A 16,532-nucleotide genomic window follows, 5' to 3' on the forward strand; every position below is an offset into this window, starting at 1 on the left:
TCCCCTCCTTTCATTTCAAATTTGATTAGCGTCAGCCTTCTTTTACCCGTCAATAATTGCTCGTGATCTGTATCGAGCGCAGAGCCGTTTCAGTGTCAAAGCGGATCTTTTCGTTGGGCATGTGTGTAGGTCTAGCGACAGCGGCGACAGCGGCGACAACGCGCGTAGAACGTGGCCTAGCGCATGGCGACAGAAGTGGCGACAGTCGCCACTTGTTGCGCGTTTTGACCGTGATGCTTGACCGTCTTTTCGAGTGGGTATAAAAATTGGCGCACGGATCGCTGCCGTTGACAGCACCAGCCCAGGTAGCCTGAACCTTCAAGGCTACGCCACTTGCGTGGTGGTTCTTCCCCAAGTGCGATTAGCGTCCGGCGGCTCGCACGATCACTCCCCAAGAGTGATGGATGCCTACTCTACCAATCTGTCCACTGCGGCAGACAATGGACCTACCTCGCTGCGCTGCAGCAACCTCACCTCTTGGCACACTTTGCTGCGCCAGCTCGCGCCCGTCTCTTTCTCTCGGAAAGAGACGGGCGCTCGTACCAATGCTGCAAGCCGCGTCGTACATGGCATTGCCGCAACTTTCCTCGTGACAATCGGCCTGACCAATCCGATTCGTCGCCATCCGCAACGACACAGGCGCCGGTCCTGCAGCTCATGGAAAGGCTGCACCTGACTGACAGTCAGGCATGCCCCAGGTGTCTAGATCTTTGCCTTCTCCCACCCATGATCTCCAGGCGCCGAACTCGTCAGCCGGCACAGCCTCCACCCGCCCGCATCTTCGGATGCGTCTAAGGAGGCCAGATTCATGGGTTTATGCCCTTGCTCCCGGTCGTAAGGAGCCGTTCGTTCCGCGTCAGTGAACACCTCACAGGCCGCAGGGGCCTTGATCCCTGATAACACTCAACAGCCGTGGCGGGACTACGTGAGGACAACCAGTAATGATCGAGGAGAGGGCCCATGCAGCAGTTAGATCCGAAGCTTGAACTACCACGACCACCTCGACCGTTGATTGAGTCGAACCCCGTACCCCAGCCTTATCCGGTGCAGGCACTGGGTGGGATTCTTGGGCCTGCGGTTGAGCGCATGGCCGAGGTCATCGGCGTGCCCCAAGCACTGGCCGCGCAATCGGTGTTGGCCGCCTCGGCCCTGGCCACTCAAGGTCATGCGGGCTTACAACTCGACGGGAGACATTATCCCCTGTCGTTGTACCTGATCACGGTGGCTGCGTCCGGTGATCGCAAGACCGCGTCAGACCGATCCGCACTGCTGCCAGCGCGCCAATGGGAGCGTCAGCAGTGGCAACACTATCGTGAGCAGCTCTCTCGGTACCGTGCCGCACAGCGACAAGCGCAGCGTATCAATCCTGCCGATCCCGCCCCCACAAACAGCGTACCGCTCGAAGCGGAGCCTTCGGCCCCTCGGCTGATCACCACAGACCCGACGATCGAGGCTCTGATCAAGGGGCTCTGCCATGACTTGCCGAGCATGGGGCTGTTCTGTGACGAGGGCGGACAATTCCTTGGCAGCAGCACCATGAGTCGGGACAACCGTTTGAAAGCGGTCACGACCTTGTCGTCACTCTGGGACGGTAGCCCGATTGATCGTGCTCGCTCTATGGCAGGCGAAAGCCTAAGAGCCTATGACCGGCGCCTGAGCCTGCACCTGATGCTGCAACCGTATTTGGCCATGCAGTTACTCAGTGACCCGTTGCTGCAGGGCCAAGGCATTCTAGGGCGCTGCTTGATGACCTGGCCCACCAGTCTAGCCGGGCAACGTAGCTACCAGGCTGTCGACTTGTCCAAAGACGCCGCCCTCAAGCGCTATCATCACCGCCTTTCGGCTCTGTTTTATCAGCCTTGGTCACTTTCCGATGACGGAGCCTTGCAGCTGTCAAAACTGAGCCTCAGTCCGCTGGCGCGTCGTCGCTGGATTGATTTGCATGATGCTATCGAAGCTCAGCTGGGGGAGTTTGGCGAGCTGGCCAGCGTGCGGCCCAGCGGATCAAAGGCTGCCGATAACCTGCTGCGCATCGCCGGCATTCTTGCAGTTGTGGAGGAGAGCAGCGTCGTGGAGGTCGACCATATCCAACGGGCCTCTGCCTTAGTTGGCTACTACCTCACCGAGATCCAGCGCCTGACTGAGCAGGAGCCAGTGTGTCGAGTAAAAGAGGAGGCAGACCGGCTGCTGCGATGGCTACAGGTCAAAGATTGGAAGCGTTTCAGTATTCGTGAATTGAACCGCAACGGTCCCCGCTTTGCCCGCAAGAGCAGTCGTCATGCCGCCAAGCTGCTGGTTGAGTTGATTGATCATCAGTGGTTGATCACCGATGGCCACACCTTCGAGGTGCGCCATGTTTAATCTTGATGAAGCGCTGCGCAACCATCTGGCTCAGCGTCAAAAGGAGCCTAAAGCGCGATTTGTCGCCGCTACTGTCGCCACTTTGTCGCCACGCTCAAAACCAGGCAGCACGAGGGTTGTCGCCGCTGTCGCCAGTGTCGCCACCACCCATAAAGCTATCGCCTCTACGGCAGCCATTATCCAATGGTTGAAAGAGGAGGGTGCGCATCTTTACGTCACCGACAACACGCTGTGTTTTCGCCCGACTGATTGGGCTCAGTTCGCGATTGTAAGTGCGCACTGGCGAGCCCTTTTGCATGATCTCGCGGCAGTCGATCAGGAGCAGAAAAATGGCTCGGGTCGGTAAGCGAGCGGGGCGCAATTTCGGTTTCGGTCGCCAGCTTAGCTATGCTGGACCGCAAGCACTGAAAGACCTGTTTGGCGACGGCCATTTTGCTACCGTCAAAGCCCATAGCGATCGCTGGCAGGCGTTCGTGCATTGGTGTCGATCCGATGAAGGACCGAGGGTCAACGACGCGCGCCAGATCGACCGCGAGATCCTCATGCGGTACGCCGTCCACATGCGGGAGCAGGTCGATCAGGGCAACGTCGGCATTGCCACCGCGCAGAACCGACTGTCCAGCGTGAACCGAACGATGGCCGCGCTGCGCGGTGATCAGTACGTCAAAATCCCGAGTCCGAGTAAGGCGCTGGGCTTGCAGCGCTCAAACGTGCGTAGTGAGGCTCCGCAAGGCCAAGACCGTGCGCAGGTCGAGTTGATCGCGCGGGCGCTGACAGATCGTCAGCAATCGAGGGTGAGTGCCATTGTGCTCCTCGCCCGTGAGATTGGTATGCGCCTGCGCGAAGCGATCCTGGCCGATCTGCCCCGACTGCAACGTGAGGTTCGGCAACTGGGCAAGATCAACATCCAGGATGGCACCAAAGGTGGTCGATCAGGGGCCTCGGCACCGCGCTGGATTACGGTAACGGATCAAGTCCGCGATGCCTTGGATTGGGCCAGCGCGACCTCACCCAATGGCAGCCGGAATTTGTTGGCGCCCGACGAAAGCTACAAAGACTTTATGCAGGCAGTTGTGCGACCGGCACGGGACATCCTGCATGAGTATGGATTGAAAGGTTTTCATGAGCTGCGGGCGGCTTACGCCTGTGAGCGCTATGAGCAACTGACCGGCTTCCCTGCACCCATCAATGGCTGTCGTGGTCATCGAGAAGATCGAGCACTCGATCAGCGTGCACGACAGCAGATCAGTCATGAGTTGGGACATAACCGCATCGATGTAGTGAGTGCCTACGTCGGAGGTCGGCGATGACGTCCGAGTTCGATATGGCCTTGTTTCTGAGACCCGTGCTCAAAGGTGCGCATGCCACGCGGCAGCGGCACATCAGACAGGCAGGAAGGATGCACGAGGCGATTCGTGAGCGCTGGGGATGCGCGACGCCCTGGTCGTGGAAGGAAAAGCACACTAGATGGTTTTTAGAGCACTATCTGCGTTGCTCAGCACCAGCGACTGTCTATTACTATGAATTAACAGCAGGGTTGATCCGCCGTAGAAAGACAAAAGTCGTGGTTGCCTGATAGACCTTTAAGCGTGAGCCCCTGAGTATGGGAATGCGGAGCCTTCCCATACTCAGGGGCTTGGCTGAAGAAGCGCAGGCATACTAAAGATCTGGCAACTGTCGTCACTCCTTTCGCCCTACTACACGACACGGATCGTAGCCGGTGGCGCGTACCTTTTGGATGTTCAGCGAATCGGTACGACGTTGCGATCTCTGCTTTGATTGATGGCCGACGCCGACAGGCTGCCAGTGGCCGCCTTCTGGATATGTTCACTCCACCAAGCCATCATCGGACGCCGGCGTTCGATGTAATCCGTCCGGTTGTAGGCGCTACGAACTTCGTCCTTGTCGACATGCGCCAGTGCCACCTCGATCAGCTCCGGATCCCAGCCATGCTCATTCAGGATGGTGCTCGCCATCGAGCGCAAGCCGTGGCTGACTAGACGGTCCTGAAAGCCCATGCGCTTCAACGCCATGTTGGCAGTCTGGCTATTGGCATGGGTGCGGGGGTTTCTATCTGAGGGGAACACGTACTCTCTGTTACCGCTGAGTTGCTTGAGCGTCTCCAGTAATGAAAGTGCCTGATCGGTAAGGGGGATTGTGTGCGGCCGACGCTTTTTCATGCGCTCTGGCGGAATGGTCCAAATGCGCTTGTCGAAGTCGATATCTGCCCATCGTGTGGTGGCTGCTTCGGCAGGGCGCGTCATTGTATGCAACTGCCATTCTATCAGGCAGCGGGTCGTGCGCTTGATACTGGCGTTCGCGATTTCCATCATGAGCTCGGGAAGCTCCTCAGGTGGTAGCGCAGCCATGTTCTCTTTCTTGGGTTTCTTGAACACCGCCCGAATTCCATTGAGGGGGTTCGCAAATATCAGCCCGGAGTTGACCCCGTAGTTCATGATCTCGTTAAGCCGTTGGCTCAATCGTTTCACGGTTTCGAGGCTCCCTTTTGCCTCGATTGGGCGAAGGATCTTGATAGCCATCGGAGCAGTGATTTGAGAGAGCGGCGTTGTTTTCATGCTTGGGAAAACATGGAGTGTCAGCGATCTCCAAATGTCTTCGGCGTAGGCTTTGGTTACGGAGTCTTTCTTCAGCTCGAACCAGGCCGTGGCCACCTTCTCGAAAGTGTGTTCACTCTCAGCAAGTTTGGCTTGCCTTACCTCATCACGCTGGGTTTTGGGATCAATGCCCAAAGCTAGCAACTCACGCGCCTCTGCGGCTTTCTTTCGGGCGTTGGCTAGTGAGAGGTCGGGGTATGGACCAAGCGCCATGTTGAGACGGCTTCTGGTCAACGGCTCCCGGTAATTGAAATTCCACATCATCGAGCCGCTGGCGCGTACTCGAAGCTGCAAGCCATCCCCGTCGCTGAGGACGAAGTCTTTACCAGTTGCCTTGACTGCCTTGAGCTGGCGATCGGAGAGGCGGGTTGCGTTAGTAGGCATGGGGCTACCTCCAGCACCGTTTTGGTATCCTGAAAGTAGCATTTGGCAGCCCGGGATACCACCTGGGATACCAAAGCGCCTGGAACTCAGAAGGCCTCAAAAGTCCACGGAAGCCCTGGAGGCCTCGTATTTACTGGATTTCAGGCACAAAAAAAGACGTCCGTGGACGTCTTTAGATGATGAAGTGGTGGAGCCGGGGGGATTTGAACCCCCGTCCGCCAGTACTCCGCTGTCGGTACTACATGCGTAGCCGTGTCTATTAAGTTAACCCTCAGCGACCCGACGGGCAGGGTGCTTTGGGCGAGTTGTGTAAGTTTTAGCCGCTTCGTCCACAACGTACTGCACGGCGATTCTGTTCTATATGACAATCATTTTGGGTTTACAGACATCCCCTGATGATTGCTGAGCCCGAAGGCATCAGGAGTGCATGTCAGCTGCAATTAAGCAGCGAGAGCAGCACCGTATTGGTCGTCATTGGCAACTATAAGAAGTTGCAACAGTGGATTTACGAGTTCTGTTACCAACTCGGCATGCACCTAAAGTTTCGCAACCGGCGTCGAATCCTAAACGGCCCCGTGCTTGTAACTCGTTGTTTCATAGTGAGTGACAAGCTCGTGCAGTGTACGCCAAACGGTCACAGAAGGCCAACCCGAAGGTTGACCTTGAGCGGCAGCGTGCCTATTGGTTGCCACCTTTGTCGCTGTTCTGCAGGTCTTGCAGGGCTTTGGAGGTGATCTCGATGCACTTCTTGTCATCACCGGCTGCATGGGCTGCCTTGGCCTGGGAGACGGCGGTGTCGATTTCGCCGCTTTTACCGGAGGTGTCAGTAGCCAGCAGGGCTTTACCGTTGTTGATTTTGTCGAGGTTGATTTTGCACAGGTCAGGTTCACCGGCCGCGAAAACAGGGGAGGCCAGCATCGCCGCAGTGATGAACAGGCCAGCAAGAGCAGTGCGCTTCATCGGTAATCTCCTTGTACACATAAGGCTCGATGCTGCTCCGAAGTTGGGGCAGCCAGCGAAGTCGTTGATGGCCTCCATCGCGAAGACCTATGCAGATGACTGCGCCGGCGCGCCGGGGTTCTGTTTTTTTACAGATTTAATCTGCGCGGGCCTGGGTGACGCGGTCCACGAGGTACACCAGCCCGTGGTAATCGATACCGCCATGCTGGCTCAGGCCGATTTCGCAGGTGCGGCTGGTGGAAATCCCTTCGCTGCAATGTTGCACCGCATCCTTGAGCGTTCGCAGTGAGTGGGCGTTGAGCTCCGGCGTGGTGAAGCCTTTGTCGCCGGCGAAGCCGCAGCAGTGGATGCCTTCCGGGATTACCACGGTTTTGGAGCAGCGTCGTGCCAGGTCGATCAACGCCTGGCTTTCGCCCAGGTGTTGGGTACTGCACGTGACGTGCACGGCGATGGGTGCTTCCTGTGGGGTGAAGTCGAGGCGGGTCATCAGATGGGTGCGGATGAAGCGCACCGGGTCGTAGAGATCCAGGCGCGTTTCCCCGAGGTCCTGCATCAGCCGTAGTGTGCACGGACTGGTGTCGCAGTAGATCGGGTCGAGGCCGCCACGACTGGCGTGGAGCAGGGCGCCGATCATCTCCTGGCGTTTGTGTTCGGCCTGTTCGGCGTAGCCCTTGGAAGCGAAAGGCTGGCCGCAGCACAGGTTGTCCTGGTTGTCGGGGAATACGACTTGGTAGCCGGCTTTTTCCAGCAGGCCGCGGGTCTTGTCATACAGCGACATCTGCTCTTTATCACCGGCTGCGGGGCCCATGGCGCGTGAGACGCAAGCGGCCAGGTAAACCACGCGCGGTCGCTGGTCATTGACGGGCGGGCTGAAGCGTATGGCTTTTTCCGGCTGCGGCATGGCGGTGGTCCATTGCGGGATCTGTCCTTTGGACAGCCGGGTGATGTTTGCCGAGAGTTTTGCAAGGCGCGGTGCGCCCAGCAGCATACGCGCGCCATTGGCGACGTGCAGTGTGAAGCGCGCACCTTGCAGGGCTGTAGCGAAATGGCTGGCCAACCACTCGGCCGTTTTCGTACGGTCGGCGTCGCGAGCACGCAGCTTTTTTACCAAGTCACCGGTATTGATGCCTACAGGGCAGCGTTGGGCGCATAACCCGGTAGCGGCGCAGGTATCGATGCCTTGATAGTGGTACGCGGCTTCCAGTTCAGTGGTATCGATGCCCGCGCGCCGTTTGGCCTGGATGTCGCGCCAGATCACGATACGTTGGCGCGGGCTCAGGGTCAGTCCCTTCGACGGGCAGACCGGCTCGCAAAAACCGCACTCGATGCACTTATCCACAAGCTCATCGGCTGCGGGCAAGGGCTTGAGGTGTTTGAGGTGGATTTGCGGGTCTTCGCTGAGGACCACGTCCGGGTTGAGAATGCCGTTAGGGTCGAGCAGGCGTTTAAGCTGCCACATCAGTTGATAGGCGTCGCTGCCCCATTCCAGCTCGACGAAGGGCGCCATATTGCGGCCGGTGCCGTGTTCGGCTTTCAGCGAGCCACCGAATTCCACCGCCACCAGCTGCGCTACGTCGTCCATGAACGCTTGGTAGCGTGTGACTTCTTCGCTGCTGTTGAAGCCTTGGGTGAACACAAAGTGCAGATTGCCTTCCAGGGCGTGTCCGAAAAGGATCGCTTCGTCGTAGTGATGTTTGTCGAACAGTTCGATCAGGCGGTTGACGCCGATGGCCAGTTGTTCGACCGGGAAGGTCACGTCTTCAATGATCACCGTGGTGCCGGTTTTACGCACGGCGCCAACGGCAGGGAAGGTGTCTTTGCGGATGGCCCATAAACGGGCGTTCTCCACTGGGTCTTCGGTGAAGTCGACCTGTTTTTCCACAGGGTAAGGCGCCAGGGAGGCCATGATCAGCGTGATCTGTTCGTGCAGCAGCGACGGCGACGCCGCGCGGGATTCAATCAGCAGCGCGCAGGCGTTTTCCGACAGGTGCTGTACGAAGGCCGGCATGCCCGGTTTGTTCTGTACCGAGCGCAGGCTGCGCCGGTCGAGTAACTCGACCGCCGAGACCGGTTGGGTTTTCAGTACCGTCACTGCGTTGCAGCAGGTTTCGACGTCCGGGAAGACAATCAGCGCCGACGCCTTGTTCGGGTGATCAATCACCGTGTCGTACGTCACCGCGCTGATAAAGCCCAAAGTGCCCTCGGAGCCCACCAGCAGGTGACTGAGAATATCCAGGGGCTCGTCAAAATCGACCAAGGCATTGAGTGACAAGCCGGTGGTATTTTTCAGACGGTATTTGTGGCGGATCTTGGCTGCCAGTTGGGTGTTTGCGCGTGTCTCGCGGCCCAATGTCGCCAAGCGCTCAAGCAGCGCGCCATGCTGTTGCCGAAAGGCGGTGACGCTGGCGGCGTCCTCGGTGTCCAGGCGACTGCCGTCAGCCAGCACCAGGCGGATGCCCGCCAAGGTGTGATAAGTGTTTTGTGCCGTGCCGCAGCACATACCGCTGGCGTTGTTGGCAACGATGCCGCCGATTTTGCAGGTGTTGATCGACGCCGGGTCGGGACCGATCTTGCGCCCGAACGGCGCGAGCCAAGCGTTGGCCTGGGCGCCGATCACCCCAGGTTGCAGGCGGATCTGCGTGCCTTGCCCGCGAATCTCGCGGCCGTTCCAATTGTCGCCCAGCACAATCAGCACAGAGTCAGTGATGGCTTGGCCGGACAAACTGGTGCCTGCCGCACGGAAAGTCACGGATACCTGGTCGCGTTGGGCCAGTTGCAGCAGTGCCACCACTTCGTCTTCCGACTCTACACGGATCACCAGTTGTGGGATCAGTCGGTAAAAGCTGGCGTCGGTGCCGAAGGCCAGGGTGGAAAGCGGGTCGTCGAAGCGTCGATCTTTCGGAATCAGCTGTGCGACGTCGCGCAGAAAAGCAGCAGGCAGGCTCATCGGTCCTCCAGAAATAGTTGACGCCGCAACCGTGGTCCGGCGTCGATGCTTACCCTATTACGTGCAGGTCTTTAGTGCACCAGCATACCGGTGAACCAGTAAGCCTGCGCCAGGGTGATCAACCCGACGATCGTGGCGAAAAACAGGCTGTGCTTGAGGGTGAAGCGGAACAGGTCGGATTCCTTGCCCACTAGGCCCGTAGCCGCGCAGGCCACGGCGATCGATTGCGGCGAAATCATCTTGCCGGTCACGCCGCCACTGGTGTTGGCTGCCACCAAGAGGGTGTCGTTGACGCCGATCTGGTGGGCGGTGGTGGCTTGCAGCGAGCTGAACAGAGCATTGGACGAGGTGTCGGAGCCTGTCAGGAAAACCCCCAGCCAGCCGAGGAAAGGCGAGAAAAACGGGAAAGCAGCGCCCGTGGCCGCCAATACCAGCGCCATGGTCGACGACATACCGGAGTAGTTGGTGACGAAGGCGAATGCCAGCACCATGCCGATGGACAGGATAGGCCAGCGCAGTTCGTAGAAAGTCTCTTTTAAAGTGGTCAGACCAGTTTTTATATCGATTTTCAGCACCAGCATCGAGATCAGGGCAGAGAAGAAAATCGCGGTGCCGGTGGCTGAGATAGGGTCCAGTTTGAATACGGCCGGAATCGCGGTCGGGTTGGTGACGATCGGAGCGACTTTGATCACCATTTGATCCAGATGGGGAATCGCGAAGTTGAAGACCCAGCTGTACATCGAGCCGCCTGCGGCGAACATTGCTTTAAAGGGCTTGAGGGTCCAGATGGTGACCAATACGGTCAGGATCAGAAACGGCGACCACGCTTTGAAAATCTGCCCCAGGCTATAAGGCGAGGCGACTGTGCTGCGTGGCTGGCCGAAACCACCGGCGCTGGCGGTGATCGCTGTGTTGGACGTGACACCGGCAATCTGTGCGCCGGCGGTGCGTTTGGGCTGCCAGACCTTCAGGAACAGGGTCAGGGCGATCAGGCTGGCCAGGGCCGAGGTGATGTCCGGTAGCTCCGGGCCAATGAAGTTGGAGGTGAAGTACTGGGTGACGGCAAAGCTTGCGCCCGCCACCAGCGCCGCCGGCCAGGTTTCGCGAACGCCGCGCAGGCCGTCCATCATGAACACCAGCCAGAACGGCACGAACAGCGATAGCAGTGGCAGTTGGCGACCGGTCATGGCGCCGATCTTGAACGCATCGATACCAGTCACCTGGCCGGCGACGATGATAGGAATGCCCAGTGCACCGAAGGCAACAGGCGCGGTGTTGGCGATCAGGCACAGGCCGGCAGCGTACAGCGGGTTGAAGCCCAGGCCCACCAGCAGCGCGGCGGTGATCGCTACAGGCGCACCGAAACCGGCAGCCCCCTCCAGGAAGGCGCCGAAGCAGAAGCCGATCAGCAATACCTGCAGGCGTTGGTCGTCGGTAATCGACAGGACCGAGCTGCGGATAATCTCGAATTGGCCGCTTTTGACCGTCAGCTTGTAGAGGAATACGGCGGCCACGATGATCCACGCGATAGGCCACAGGCCATAGGCGAAACCGTAACCGGCGGCGGCGAACGCCATGTCTACCGGCATCTGAAACGCGAAGATTGCGACCAGTATCGACAGTGCCAGAGTAATGCTCCCGGCGACGTGACCTTTGAGGCGAAACACGGCCAGGGCCAGGAAGAAGAATACGATGGGGATAACGGCCGCCAATGCGGAAAGGCCGAGGCTGCCGAGAGGGCTGTAGAGCTGTTGCCAGGTTTGCATATGGGGTGGCCCCTAATTGTTGTTGGTCAGGCACTATTCAGGCGGTTTGGATAATTGGTAAGACCAATTTACAAGCGCTGTCGGCTAGAGTAAAAGCCAGGGTGTGGGTGTGTCAATTTGCCGCTCACGAAACTTTGGTCGTAGCGCGCTAGGCGAGGGGTTCTGGTTGGGTCAATCAAGGGGCTTCTGATAGGTGCTGCAAGCGCGGCGATAGGCCAGAATAGAGGCCCCGGCGAGTGGTCGGGATTGTGGGGAGTGAGTTATGGGGTTTGATCAGGTGCGTCAGCGCCGTTTGTCCGACGATATTGTCGAGCAGCTCGAGGGCATGATCCTTGAGGGCACGCTGAAGTCAGGCGAGCGCTTGCCGGCCGAGCGCGCTCTGGCGGAACAGTTCGGTGTGTCGCGCCCATCGTTGCGTGAGGCGATCCAGAAGCTGGCGGCCAAGGGGTTATTGGTCAGTCGCCAGGGGGGGGGTAACTATGTGGCGGAGTCTCTGGGGTCGACCTTCAGTGATCCTTTACTGCATCTGCTGGAGAACAACCCCGAGGCGCAGCGTGATCTGCTGGAGTTTCGCCAGACGCTCGAAGCGTCCTGCGCCTATTACGCGGCGCTGCGCGCCACCGAGGTCGACCGTGAGCGGCTGACGGCGGCATTTGACGCTTTGCAGGATTGCTATACCCGGGCGGACGAGGTGAGCCGGTTGGAGGAGGGGGCGGCCGATGCGCGGTTTCATTTGGCGATTGCCGAGGCCAGCCATAATGCTGTGTTGTTGCACACCATTCGCGGGCTGTTCGACCTGCTCAAGCGCAACGTGGTGACCAACATTGGTGGCATGTACCAGCAACGCACGGAAACGCGCGACATGCTGATCAGCCAGCATCGTGACTTGTATCTGGCAATTATCGAAGGGCGGGCCGAGCAGGCGCGCGAAGTCTCAACACGTCACCTGCTGTATGTGCAGGAAGTGTTGGAGGAAGTGCGTCAGGAGGTTCAGCGTGTAGCGCGGGCGGAGCGGCGTAAAGGCATGTAGCCTGGGGTGAGTCACCCAGGCTACATCGTCGCAAGAGTTACTCTTCCTTGCCCTTGTTGCGTACGGCGCGATGCAACTCACGGTTGGAGTCGCGTTCGCGCTCGGTATCACGCTTGTCGTATTCCTTCTTGCCCTTGCCCAGCGCGATCTCGCACTTGACCAGGTGCTTGCTCCAGTACCAGGACAAGCAGACACAGGCGTAGCCTTTCTGCTGTACGGCGGCTGCAAGTTTATCGATCTCGCGGGCATTGAGCAGCAGCTTGCGCGTGCGTACCGGGTCGGCAATCACGTGGGTGCTCGCGGTGGTCAGCGGGGTGATATGACTGCCGAGCAGCCATGCCTCGCCATCCTTGAGCAATACGTAGCTGTCGACCAGTTGCAGCTTGCTGGCTCGCAGACTTTTTACTTCCCAGCCGGCCAGGACCAGACCAGCCTCGAACCGATGTTCGATGAAGTAATCGTGTCGCGCCTTTTTATTTTGCGCGATGGTCCCTGTGGGGTGTTTCTTTTGTTTAGCCATAGGGGCGGCATTATAGGGAGTTGCGAGGCTGTCGGCTACGGTCAACCTGCGTGCTTGAGCGTGTTCGACGAATCCCGGACAATACGGGCAGTTCTTTGATTTTTTTCTCTCGCGGATCGGGCTGTTCTTTTCGCGATGTTTGCCTCAGCAGTGGAAATAACGCTCACATGACGACGCATATTCAACGTTCGGCCCTGCTACCCTATCCGGCGCAGGCGCTCTATGACCTGGTCAACGACGTGGCGCGTTACCCGGAATTCCTGCCGTGGTGTTCTACTGCTGAGGTGCTGGAGAGCACTGACGAGCACATGGTTGCCAGTGTCGGCGTGGCCAAGGGTGGGCTCAGCCAGCACTTTGTAACGCGCAATGTGCTGGTACCCGGGAAGTCCATCGAAATGAACCTGCAGGAAGGCCCATTCACTCAATTGCACGGGGTGTGGGTATTCAAAGCGCTGACCGACAAAGCCTGCAAAATCAGCCTGGACCTGTCCTTTGATTACGCAGGCCCGGTTGTACGGGCGACCTTGGGCCCTCTATTCAATCAGGCCGCCAATACATTAGTGGATGCATTTTGCCAGCGAGCCAAACAACTGCATGGTTGAGATTGAAGTGGTGTATGCCGCCATGGATCGCCAGGTTTTATTGGCGGTTACAGTGCCGGAGGGCACGAGCTTAAGGGCTGCGGTGCAGGCATCGGGAATCACGGCGCAATTTCCGGGGGTGGAGTTGGCTGAGTGCCCTCTGGGAATTTTCGGTAAGGTGGTCGAAAAGCCGGATGAACGCACCGTGAGTGCGGGGGATCGCATCGAGATCTACCGGCCTTTGCTGGCAGACCCTAAAGAGGTGCGTAGACTGCGCGCGGCCAAGGCTGCGATGGCCAGACAACAAAGCTCATGAGTTCACACACAACAAAAAGCCCGGCATGCCGGGCTTTTTGTTGTGTGGCGTAAAGTTACTGCGGGCTGGCGTCCAGTGGTTCCGGGGTCGGGACCGGGACGGTCTTCACGCCGTCGACGTCCTTCTGGATCTGGTCCAGCAAGGAGCCTGGCTTGGCCGGTACCTCGGATTTCGGCTTCTCGGCTTCTTGTGCAGGTGCGGTTACATTTGTACCGTTGTCCTTGCCGAGCAGGGCATCATCACGGCTTACGCCGGGCTTGAAGTCACCCGACAGGCTGACAAGCTGATCGTTGCCATTAAAAATGACGCTGACGCGCTCCTGCTGGCGTTCACCGCCACCGGGCTGGATGCTGTAGAGATAATCCCAGCGATCGGCATGGAAAGTGTCAGTCAGCAGGGGATTACCCATGATAAACCGTACTTGCCGTCGGGTCATTCCCGGGCGTAACTGGTCTATCATGTCCTGCGTGACGACATTGCCCTGTTGGATGTCGATTTTGTAAACCCCGGGGAATGAACAACCGGCGAGTGCGAGCAGTCCCACAAAGGTGAAACTGGTTAGCAAGAGCTTGGTGTTTTGCATCGGTGGGCGACTTCCACTATCTTGGCTGGGACAACGTTAAACGCCGATCATACCCGTATTAAGAGAAGCTGCGAAGCAGCATCCGCGAGAAAGCTAACCATGGTTGAAAATAGCGAACTACGCAAAGTCGGTCTCAAAGTGACTCTGCCACGAGTCAAAATTCTACAAATGCTCGATTCTGCTGAGCAGCGTCACATGAGTGCCGAAGATGTCTACAAGGCGCTGATGGAGTCCAACGAGGACGTTGGCCTGGCCACGGTTTATCGTGTGCTGACCCAGTTTGAAGCCGCGGGGCTGGTGGTTCGTCATAATTTCGACGGCGGTCATGCGGTGTTTGAGTTGGCCGACGGTGGTCATCATGACCATATGGTTGACCTGGATACCAATGAGGTTATCGAGTTCACCAGTCCCGAGATCGAAGCTTTGCAGCATAAGGTCGCTGAAGAGCATGGATTCGATTTGGTTGACCACAATCTGGTTTTGTACATCCGTAAGAAAAAGTAAAAAGCGACGCAGATTCACTCTGCGTAACGACCGAAGGCGACCTCAGGGTCGCCTTCGCGTTTTCTATATAAAGAGAAAGACTTGGTTAAGCCTTTGCGGCTACCACCATTTTCTTTGCGTGGGCCAAAGACTCTTTGGTCAAATCTATGCCCCCCAGCATGCGTGCCACTTCCTCCACACGTTCTGATTTGTTCAGCTTGGACACCGCCGTATGCGTTGCATCACTGCCGCGCACTTTGTGCACGAATAGGTGCTGGTGCCCTTGAGCGGCCACTTGCGGCAAGTGCGTCACCGTAAGCACCTGGCCGCGATCTCCCAAACGTCGCAATAATTGGCCAACAATCTCTGCAGTCGGCCCGCCGATCCCCACATCCACTTCGTCGAACACCAAGGTGGGTACGCGTGAGGTCTGGGCCGTTATCACCTGTATGGCAAGGCTGATACGCGAGAGCTCGCCGCCGGAAGCGACCTTGGCCAGGGCCTTGAGCGGTTGTCCCGGGTTGGCGCTGACCAGCAGCTCCACCTGCTCCAGGCCATGGGGTTGCAGTTCATGGCTGGTGTTCGTGTGCAATTCGATGGTAAAGCGGCCGCCAGGCATGCCCAGGCGCTGGATTTCCTGCTCTACCGCGCTGGCCAGCCCAGTGGCAGCTTGATGGCGCAGGTCACTCAGTTCTCGCGCTTTCTCATGGTAATGACGGGCAAATGAAGCGAGTTCTTCACCGAGGCGTTCGATGGACTCGTCGTTTGCGTTCAGGGTTTCGATCTCATCCAGCAATTTCTGCTGCATCGCCGCCACTTCAGTGGGTTGGATCCGATGTTTGCGTGCCAGCGTATAAATGGTGTCCAGGCGTTCTTCTATTTCCTGGAGACGAGCAGGGTCGGCATCAAAGTGATCCAGGAAGCGGTTCAGTTCACCCACAGCTTCCTCGACCTGGATTTGTGCGCTGGTCAGTAGCGTGGTGGCTTCGCTTAATGAGCCGGATGCGCTGTTTACGCTGGACAGGCGATTGAGGCTGGCCGTGAGTGCATTGAGCACATTGCCGGAATCACTCTCGCTGCATTGCTCCACTACCTGGCGGCAGATACCCAGCAGGGTTTCTGCATTGGTGAGGTTCTTGTGTTCCTGTTCCAGTTGTTCCAGCTCTGTCTCGCCCAGGCCCAGGCTTTCCAGTTCTTCAAGTTGATAGCTGAGCAACTGGTGGCGAGCGCGCTGTTCGTCGCCTGAGTTGGACAGGCTCTCCAGCTCCTGGCGGGTCTGGCGCCAACGTTGGGCGGCCAGTTGCACTTGGCGGGCCAGGTCGGTAGCGCCGGCGTATTCATCCAGCAAGCGACGGTGGGTGTCGGTTTTCAGCAGGGATTGGTGTTCGTGCTGACTGTGGATATCGATCAGCAGTTCGCCCAGGGCTTTCAAGTCGCCAAGGGGACAGGGTGTGCCATTGATATAGCCGCGTGAGCGCCCTTCGGCAGTGATGACTCGGCGCAGGATGCACGGGCCTTCATTATTGAGGTCGCGCTCAGTCAGCCAGGCTTCGGCTTCGGGGATGTCCGCCAGATCAAAGGTGGCCAGGATATCGGCCTTTTCCGCGCCGGGACGAACTACGCCACTGTCGGCCCGGTCGCCCAGGGTCAAGCCTAGGGCGTCGAGCATGATGGACTTGCCGGCGCCGGTTTCGCCTGTGATTACGCTCATCCCGCGATCGAGTTCAAGATCAAGGTGTTCAACAATGGCGTAGTTATGTACGGACAGGTGCACCAGCATGACGGCCGCTCCCAAGCTTTAAGTCTGGTTATTTATACAGTGTTTTGTTCGGGGCTGACAATCCTGTCGCTTAGCTCGATTTGCTTGGGAGTTTTTGTTTTTTAGCGCAATGCGGAATGAGGGTGACGGAAATGATCCGAGTCTTTTGAAAGACTTTTGGTAACGCCTGCGCCCTTGAACCTGAAAATTGTGGCCCCATATACCGG

15 protein-coding genes and 1 other RNA gene are annotated in these 16,532 nt (G+C 58.2%); 8 read left to right on the forward strand and 8 right to left on the reverse strand.

The features are described 5' to 3' along the window. Positions 1 to 960 precede the first annotated feature (960 nt). Genes EXW71_RS25765 through EXW71_RS29175 form a run of 4 tightly spaced genes read left to right on the forward strand, consistent with a single transcriptional unit; the run spans position 961 to position 3,937 of the window. Positions 961 to 2,361: a YfjI family protein gene (locus EXW71_RS25765; protein WP_134660606.1), complete on the forward strand. Its 1,401-nt coding sequence runs from the start codon at positions 961 to 963 to the stop codon at positions 2,359 to 2,361. Continuing rightward, positions 2,354 to 2,707 carry a hypothetical protein gene (locus EXW71_RS25770; RefSeq protein ID WP_134660607.1) on the forward strand — a complete coding sequence of 118 codons (354 nt, stop codon included), beginning with the start codon at positions 2,354 to 2,356 and terminating at the stop codon, positions 2,705 to 2,707. The genes EXW71_RS25765 and EXW71_RS25770 overlap by 8 nt, the downstream gene beginning before the upstream one ends. Beyond that, positions 2,691 to 3,671, forward strand: coding sequence for an integrase domain-containing protein (locus EXW71_RS25775; RefSeq protein WP_134660608.1), 981 nt, complete (start codon positions 2,691 to 2,693; stop codon positions 3,669 to 3,671). Before EXW71_RS25770 ends, EXW71_RS25775 begins: the two co-directional genes overlap by 17 nt. Then, the gene (locus EXW71_RS29175; protein ID WP_134660609.1) at positions 3,668 to 3,937 is read left to right on the forward strand and encodes a hypothetical protein; all 270 of its coding nucleotides are present in this window, start codon (positions 3,668 to 3,670) and stop codon (positions 3,935 to 3,937) included. Before EXW71_RS25775 ends, EXW71_RS29175 begins: the two co-directional genes overlap by 4 nt. 166 nt (positions 3,938 to 4,103) lie before the next feature. Here EXW71_RS29175 and EXW71_RS25785 read toward each other — a convergent pair whose 3' ends face one another. The 5 genes from EXW71_RS25785 to EXW71_RS25805 form a co-directional block, all read right to left on the reverse strand. After that, positions 4,104 to 5,360 (reverse strand): integrase domain-containing protein, encoded by a 1,257-nt coding sequence (locus EXW71_RS25785; RefSeq protein WP_134660610.1) that lies wholly within the window; start codon positions 5,358 to 5,360, stop codon positions 4,104 to 4,106. Between the two features lie 185 nt (positions 5,361 to 5,545). Beyond that, positions 5,546 to 5,935, reverse strand: a transfer-messenger RNA (tmRNA) gene (gene ssrA, locus EXW71_RS25790). Between the two features lie 103 nt (positions 5,936 to 6,038). Next, positions 6,039 to 6,320: a hypothetical protein gene (locus EXW71_RS25795; protein WP_060752284.1), complete on the reverse strand. Its 282-nt coding sequence runs from the start codon at positions 6,318 to 6,320 to the stop codon at positions 6,039 to 6,041. Between the two features lie 136 nt (positions 6,321 to 6,456). Further along, positions 6,457 to 9,267 (reverse strand): FAD-binding and (Fe-S)-binding domain-containing protein, encoded by a 2,811-nt coding sequence (locus EXW71_RS25800; RefSeq protein WP_134660611.1) that lies wholly within the window; start codon positions 9,265 to 9,267, stop codon positions 6,457 to 6,459. 71 nt (positions 9,268 to 9,338) lie between these two features. After that, positions 9,339 to 11,033 (reverse strand): lactate permease LctP family transporter, encoded by a 1,695-nt coding sequence (locus EXW71_RS25805; RefSeq protein WP_123715835.1) that lies wholly within the window; start codon positions 11,031 to 11,033, stop codon positions 9,339 to 9,341. Between the two features lie 262 nt (positions 11,034 to 11,295). Here EXW71_RS25805 and EXW71_RS25810 point away from each other — a divergent pair, with 262 nt between their 5' ends. Next, on the forward strand, positions 11,296 to 12,063 hold the full coding sequence (locus EXW71_RS25810) for a GntR family transcriptional regulator (protein WP_123715836.1): 768 nt from the start codon (positions 11,296 to 11,298) through the stop codon (positions 12,061 to 12,063). A 37-nt stretch (positions 12,064 to 12,100) separates the two neighbouring features. Here the strand turns inward: EXW71_RS25810 and smpB are convergent, their stop codons facing one another. Further along, positions 12,101 to 12,583: an SsrA-binding protein SmpB gene (smpB, locus tag EXW71_RS25815; RefSeq protein WP_060752280.1), complete on the reverse strand. Its 483-nt coding sequence runs from the start codon at positions 12,581 to 12,583 to the stop codon at positions 12,101 to 12,103. Positions 12,584 to 12,750: 167 nt separating this feature from the next. On the opposite strand from smpB, the gene EXW71_RS25820 reads away from it, so the two are divergent. Then, positions 12,751 to 13,185 (forward strand): type II toxin-antitoxin system RatA family toxin, encoded by a 435-nt coding sequence (locus EXW71_RS25820; protein WP_123715837.1) that lies wholly within the window; start codon positions 12,751 to 12,753, stop codon positions 13,183 to 13,185. Continuing rightward, positions 13,178 to 13,480, forward strand: coding sequence for an RnfH family protein (locus EXW71_RS25825; RefSeq protein WP_134660612.1), 303 nt, complete (start codon positions 13,178 to 13,180; stop codon positions 13,478 to 13,480). Before EXW71_RS25820 ends, EXW71_RS25825 begins: the two co-directional genes overlap by 8 nt. Positions 13,481 to 13,535: 55 nt before the next feature. Here the strand turns inward: EXW71_RS25825 and EXW71_RS25830 are convergent, their stop codons facing one another. Then, a complete protein-coding gene (locus EXW71_RS25830; protein ID WP_123715839.1) occupies positions 13,536 to 14,063 on the reverse strand; it encodes an outer membrane protein assembly factor BamE in 528 nt (175 codons plus the stop codon). Between the two features lie 99 nt (positions 14,064 to 14,162). On the opposite strand from EXW71_RS25830, the gene fur reads away from it, so the two are divergent. Further along, a complete protein-coding gene (gene fur / locus EXW71_RS25835) occupies positions 14,163 to 14,567 on the forward strand; it encodes a ferric iron uptake transcriptional regulator (protein ID WP_123715840.1) in 405 nt (134 codons plus the stop codon). 85 nt (positions 14,568 to 14,652) lie between these two features. On the opposite strand, the gene recN is transcribed toward fur, so the two are convergent. Then, complete coding sequence (recN, locus tag EXW71_RS25840) at positions 14,653 to 16,326, reverse strand: DNA repair protein RecN (protein ID WP_123715841.1); 1,674 nt, start codon at positions 16,324 to 16,326, stop codon at positions 14,653 to 14,655. Between the last annotated feature and the right edge of the window lie 206 nt (positions 16,327 to 16,532).

Source organism: Pseudomonas sp. BCA17 (assembly GCF_004519405.1).
In the GTDB taxonomy this organism is placed as follows: domain Bacteria; phylum Pseudomonadota; class Gammaproteobacteria; order Pseudomonadales; family Pseudomonadaceae; genus Aquipseudomonas.

Bases quoted from the DNA above. Each gene is read 5' to 3' on its own strand.
- EXW71_RS29175 (WP_134660609.1), top strand. From the start codon at position 3,668: ATGACGTCCGAGTTCGATATGGCCTTGTTTCTGAGACCCGTGCTCAAA.
- EXW71_RS25820 (WP_123715837.1), top strand. From the start codon at position 12,751: ATGACGACGCATATTCAACGTTCGGCCCTGCTACCCTATCCGGCGCAG.
- EXW71_RS25825 (WP_134660612.1), top strand. From the start codon at position 13,178: ATGGTTGAGATTGAAGTGGTGTATGCCGCCATGGATCGCCAGGTTTTA.
- EXW71_RS25830 (WP_123715839.1), bottom strand. From the start codon at position 14,063: ATGCAAAACACCAAGCTCTTGCTAACCAGTTTCACCTTTGTGGGACTG.
- smpB (WP_060752280.1), bottom strand. From the start codon at position 12,583: ATGGCTAAACAAAAGAAACACCCCACAGGGACCATCGCGCAAAATAAA.
- EXW71_RS25800 (WP_134660611.1), bottom strand. From the start codon at position 9,267: ATGAGCCTGCCTGCTGCTTTTCTGCGCGACGTCGCACAGCTGATTCCG.
- EXW71_RS25770 (WP_134660607.1), top strand. From the start codon at position 2,354: ATGTTTAATCTTGATGAAGCGCTGCGCAACCATCTGGCTCAGCGTCAA.
- EXW71_RS25795 (WP_060752284.1), bottom strand. From the start codon at position 6,320: ATGAAGCGCACTGCTCTTGCTGGCCTGTTCATCACTGCGGCGATGCTG.
- fur (WP_123715840.1), top strand. From the start codon at position 14,163: ATGGTTGAAAATAGCGAACTACGCAAAGTCGGTCTCAAAGTGACTCTG.
- EXW71_RS25775 (WP_134660608.1), top strand. From the start codon at position 2,691: ATGGCTCGGGTCGGTAAGCGAGCGGGGCGCAATTTCGGTTTCGGTCGC.
- EXW71_RS25785 (WP_134660610.1), bottom strand. From the start codon at position 5,360: ATGCCTACTAACGCAACCCGCCTCTCCGATCGCCAGCTCAAGGCAGTC.
- EXW71_RS25810 (WP_123715836.1), top strand. From the start codon at position 11,296: ATGGGGTTTGATCAGGTGCGTCAGCGCCGTTTGTCCGACGATATTGTC.
- EXW71_RS25805 (WP_123715835.1), bottom strand. From the start codon at position 11,033: ATGCAAACCTGGCAACAGCTCTACAGCCCTCTCGGCAGCCTCGGCCTT.
- recN (WP_123715841.1), bottom strand. From the start codon at position 16,326: ATGCTGGTGCACCTGTCCGTACATAACTACGCCATTGTTGAACACCTT.
- EXW71_RS25765 (WP_134660606.1), top strand. From the start codon at position 961: ATGCAGCAGTTAGATCCGAAGCTTGAACTACCACGACCACCTCGACCG.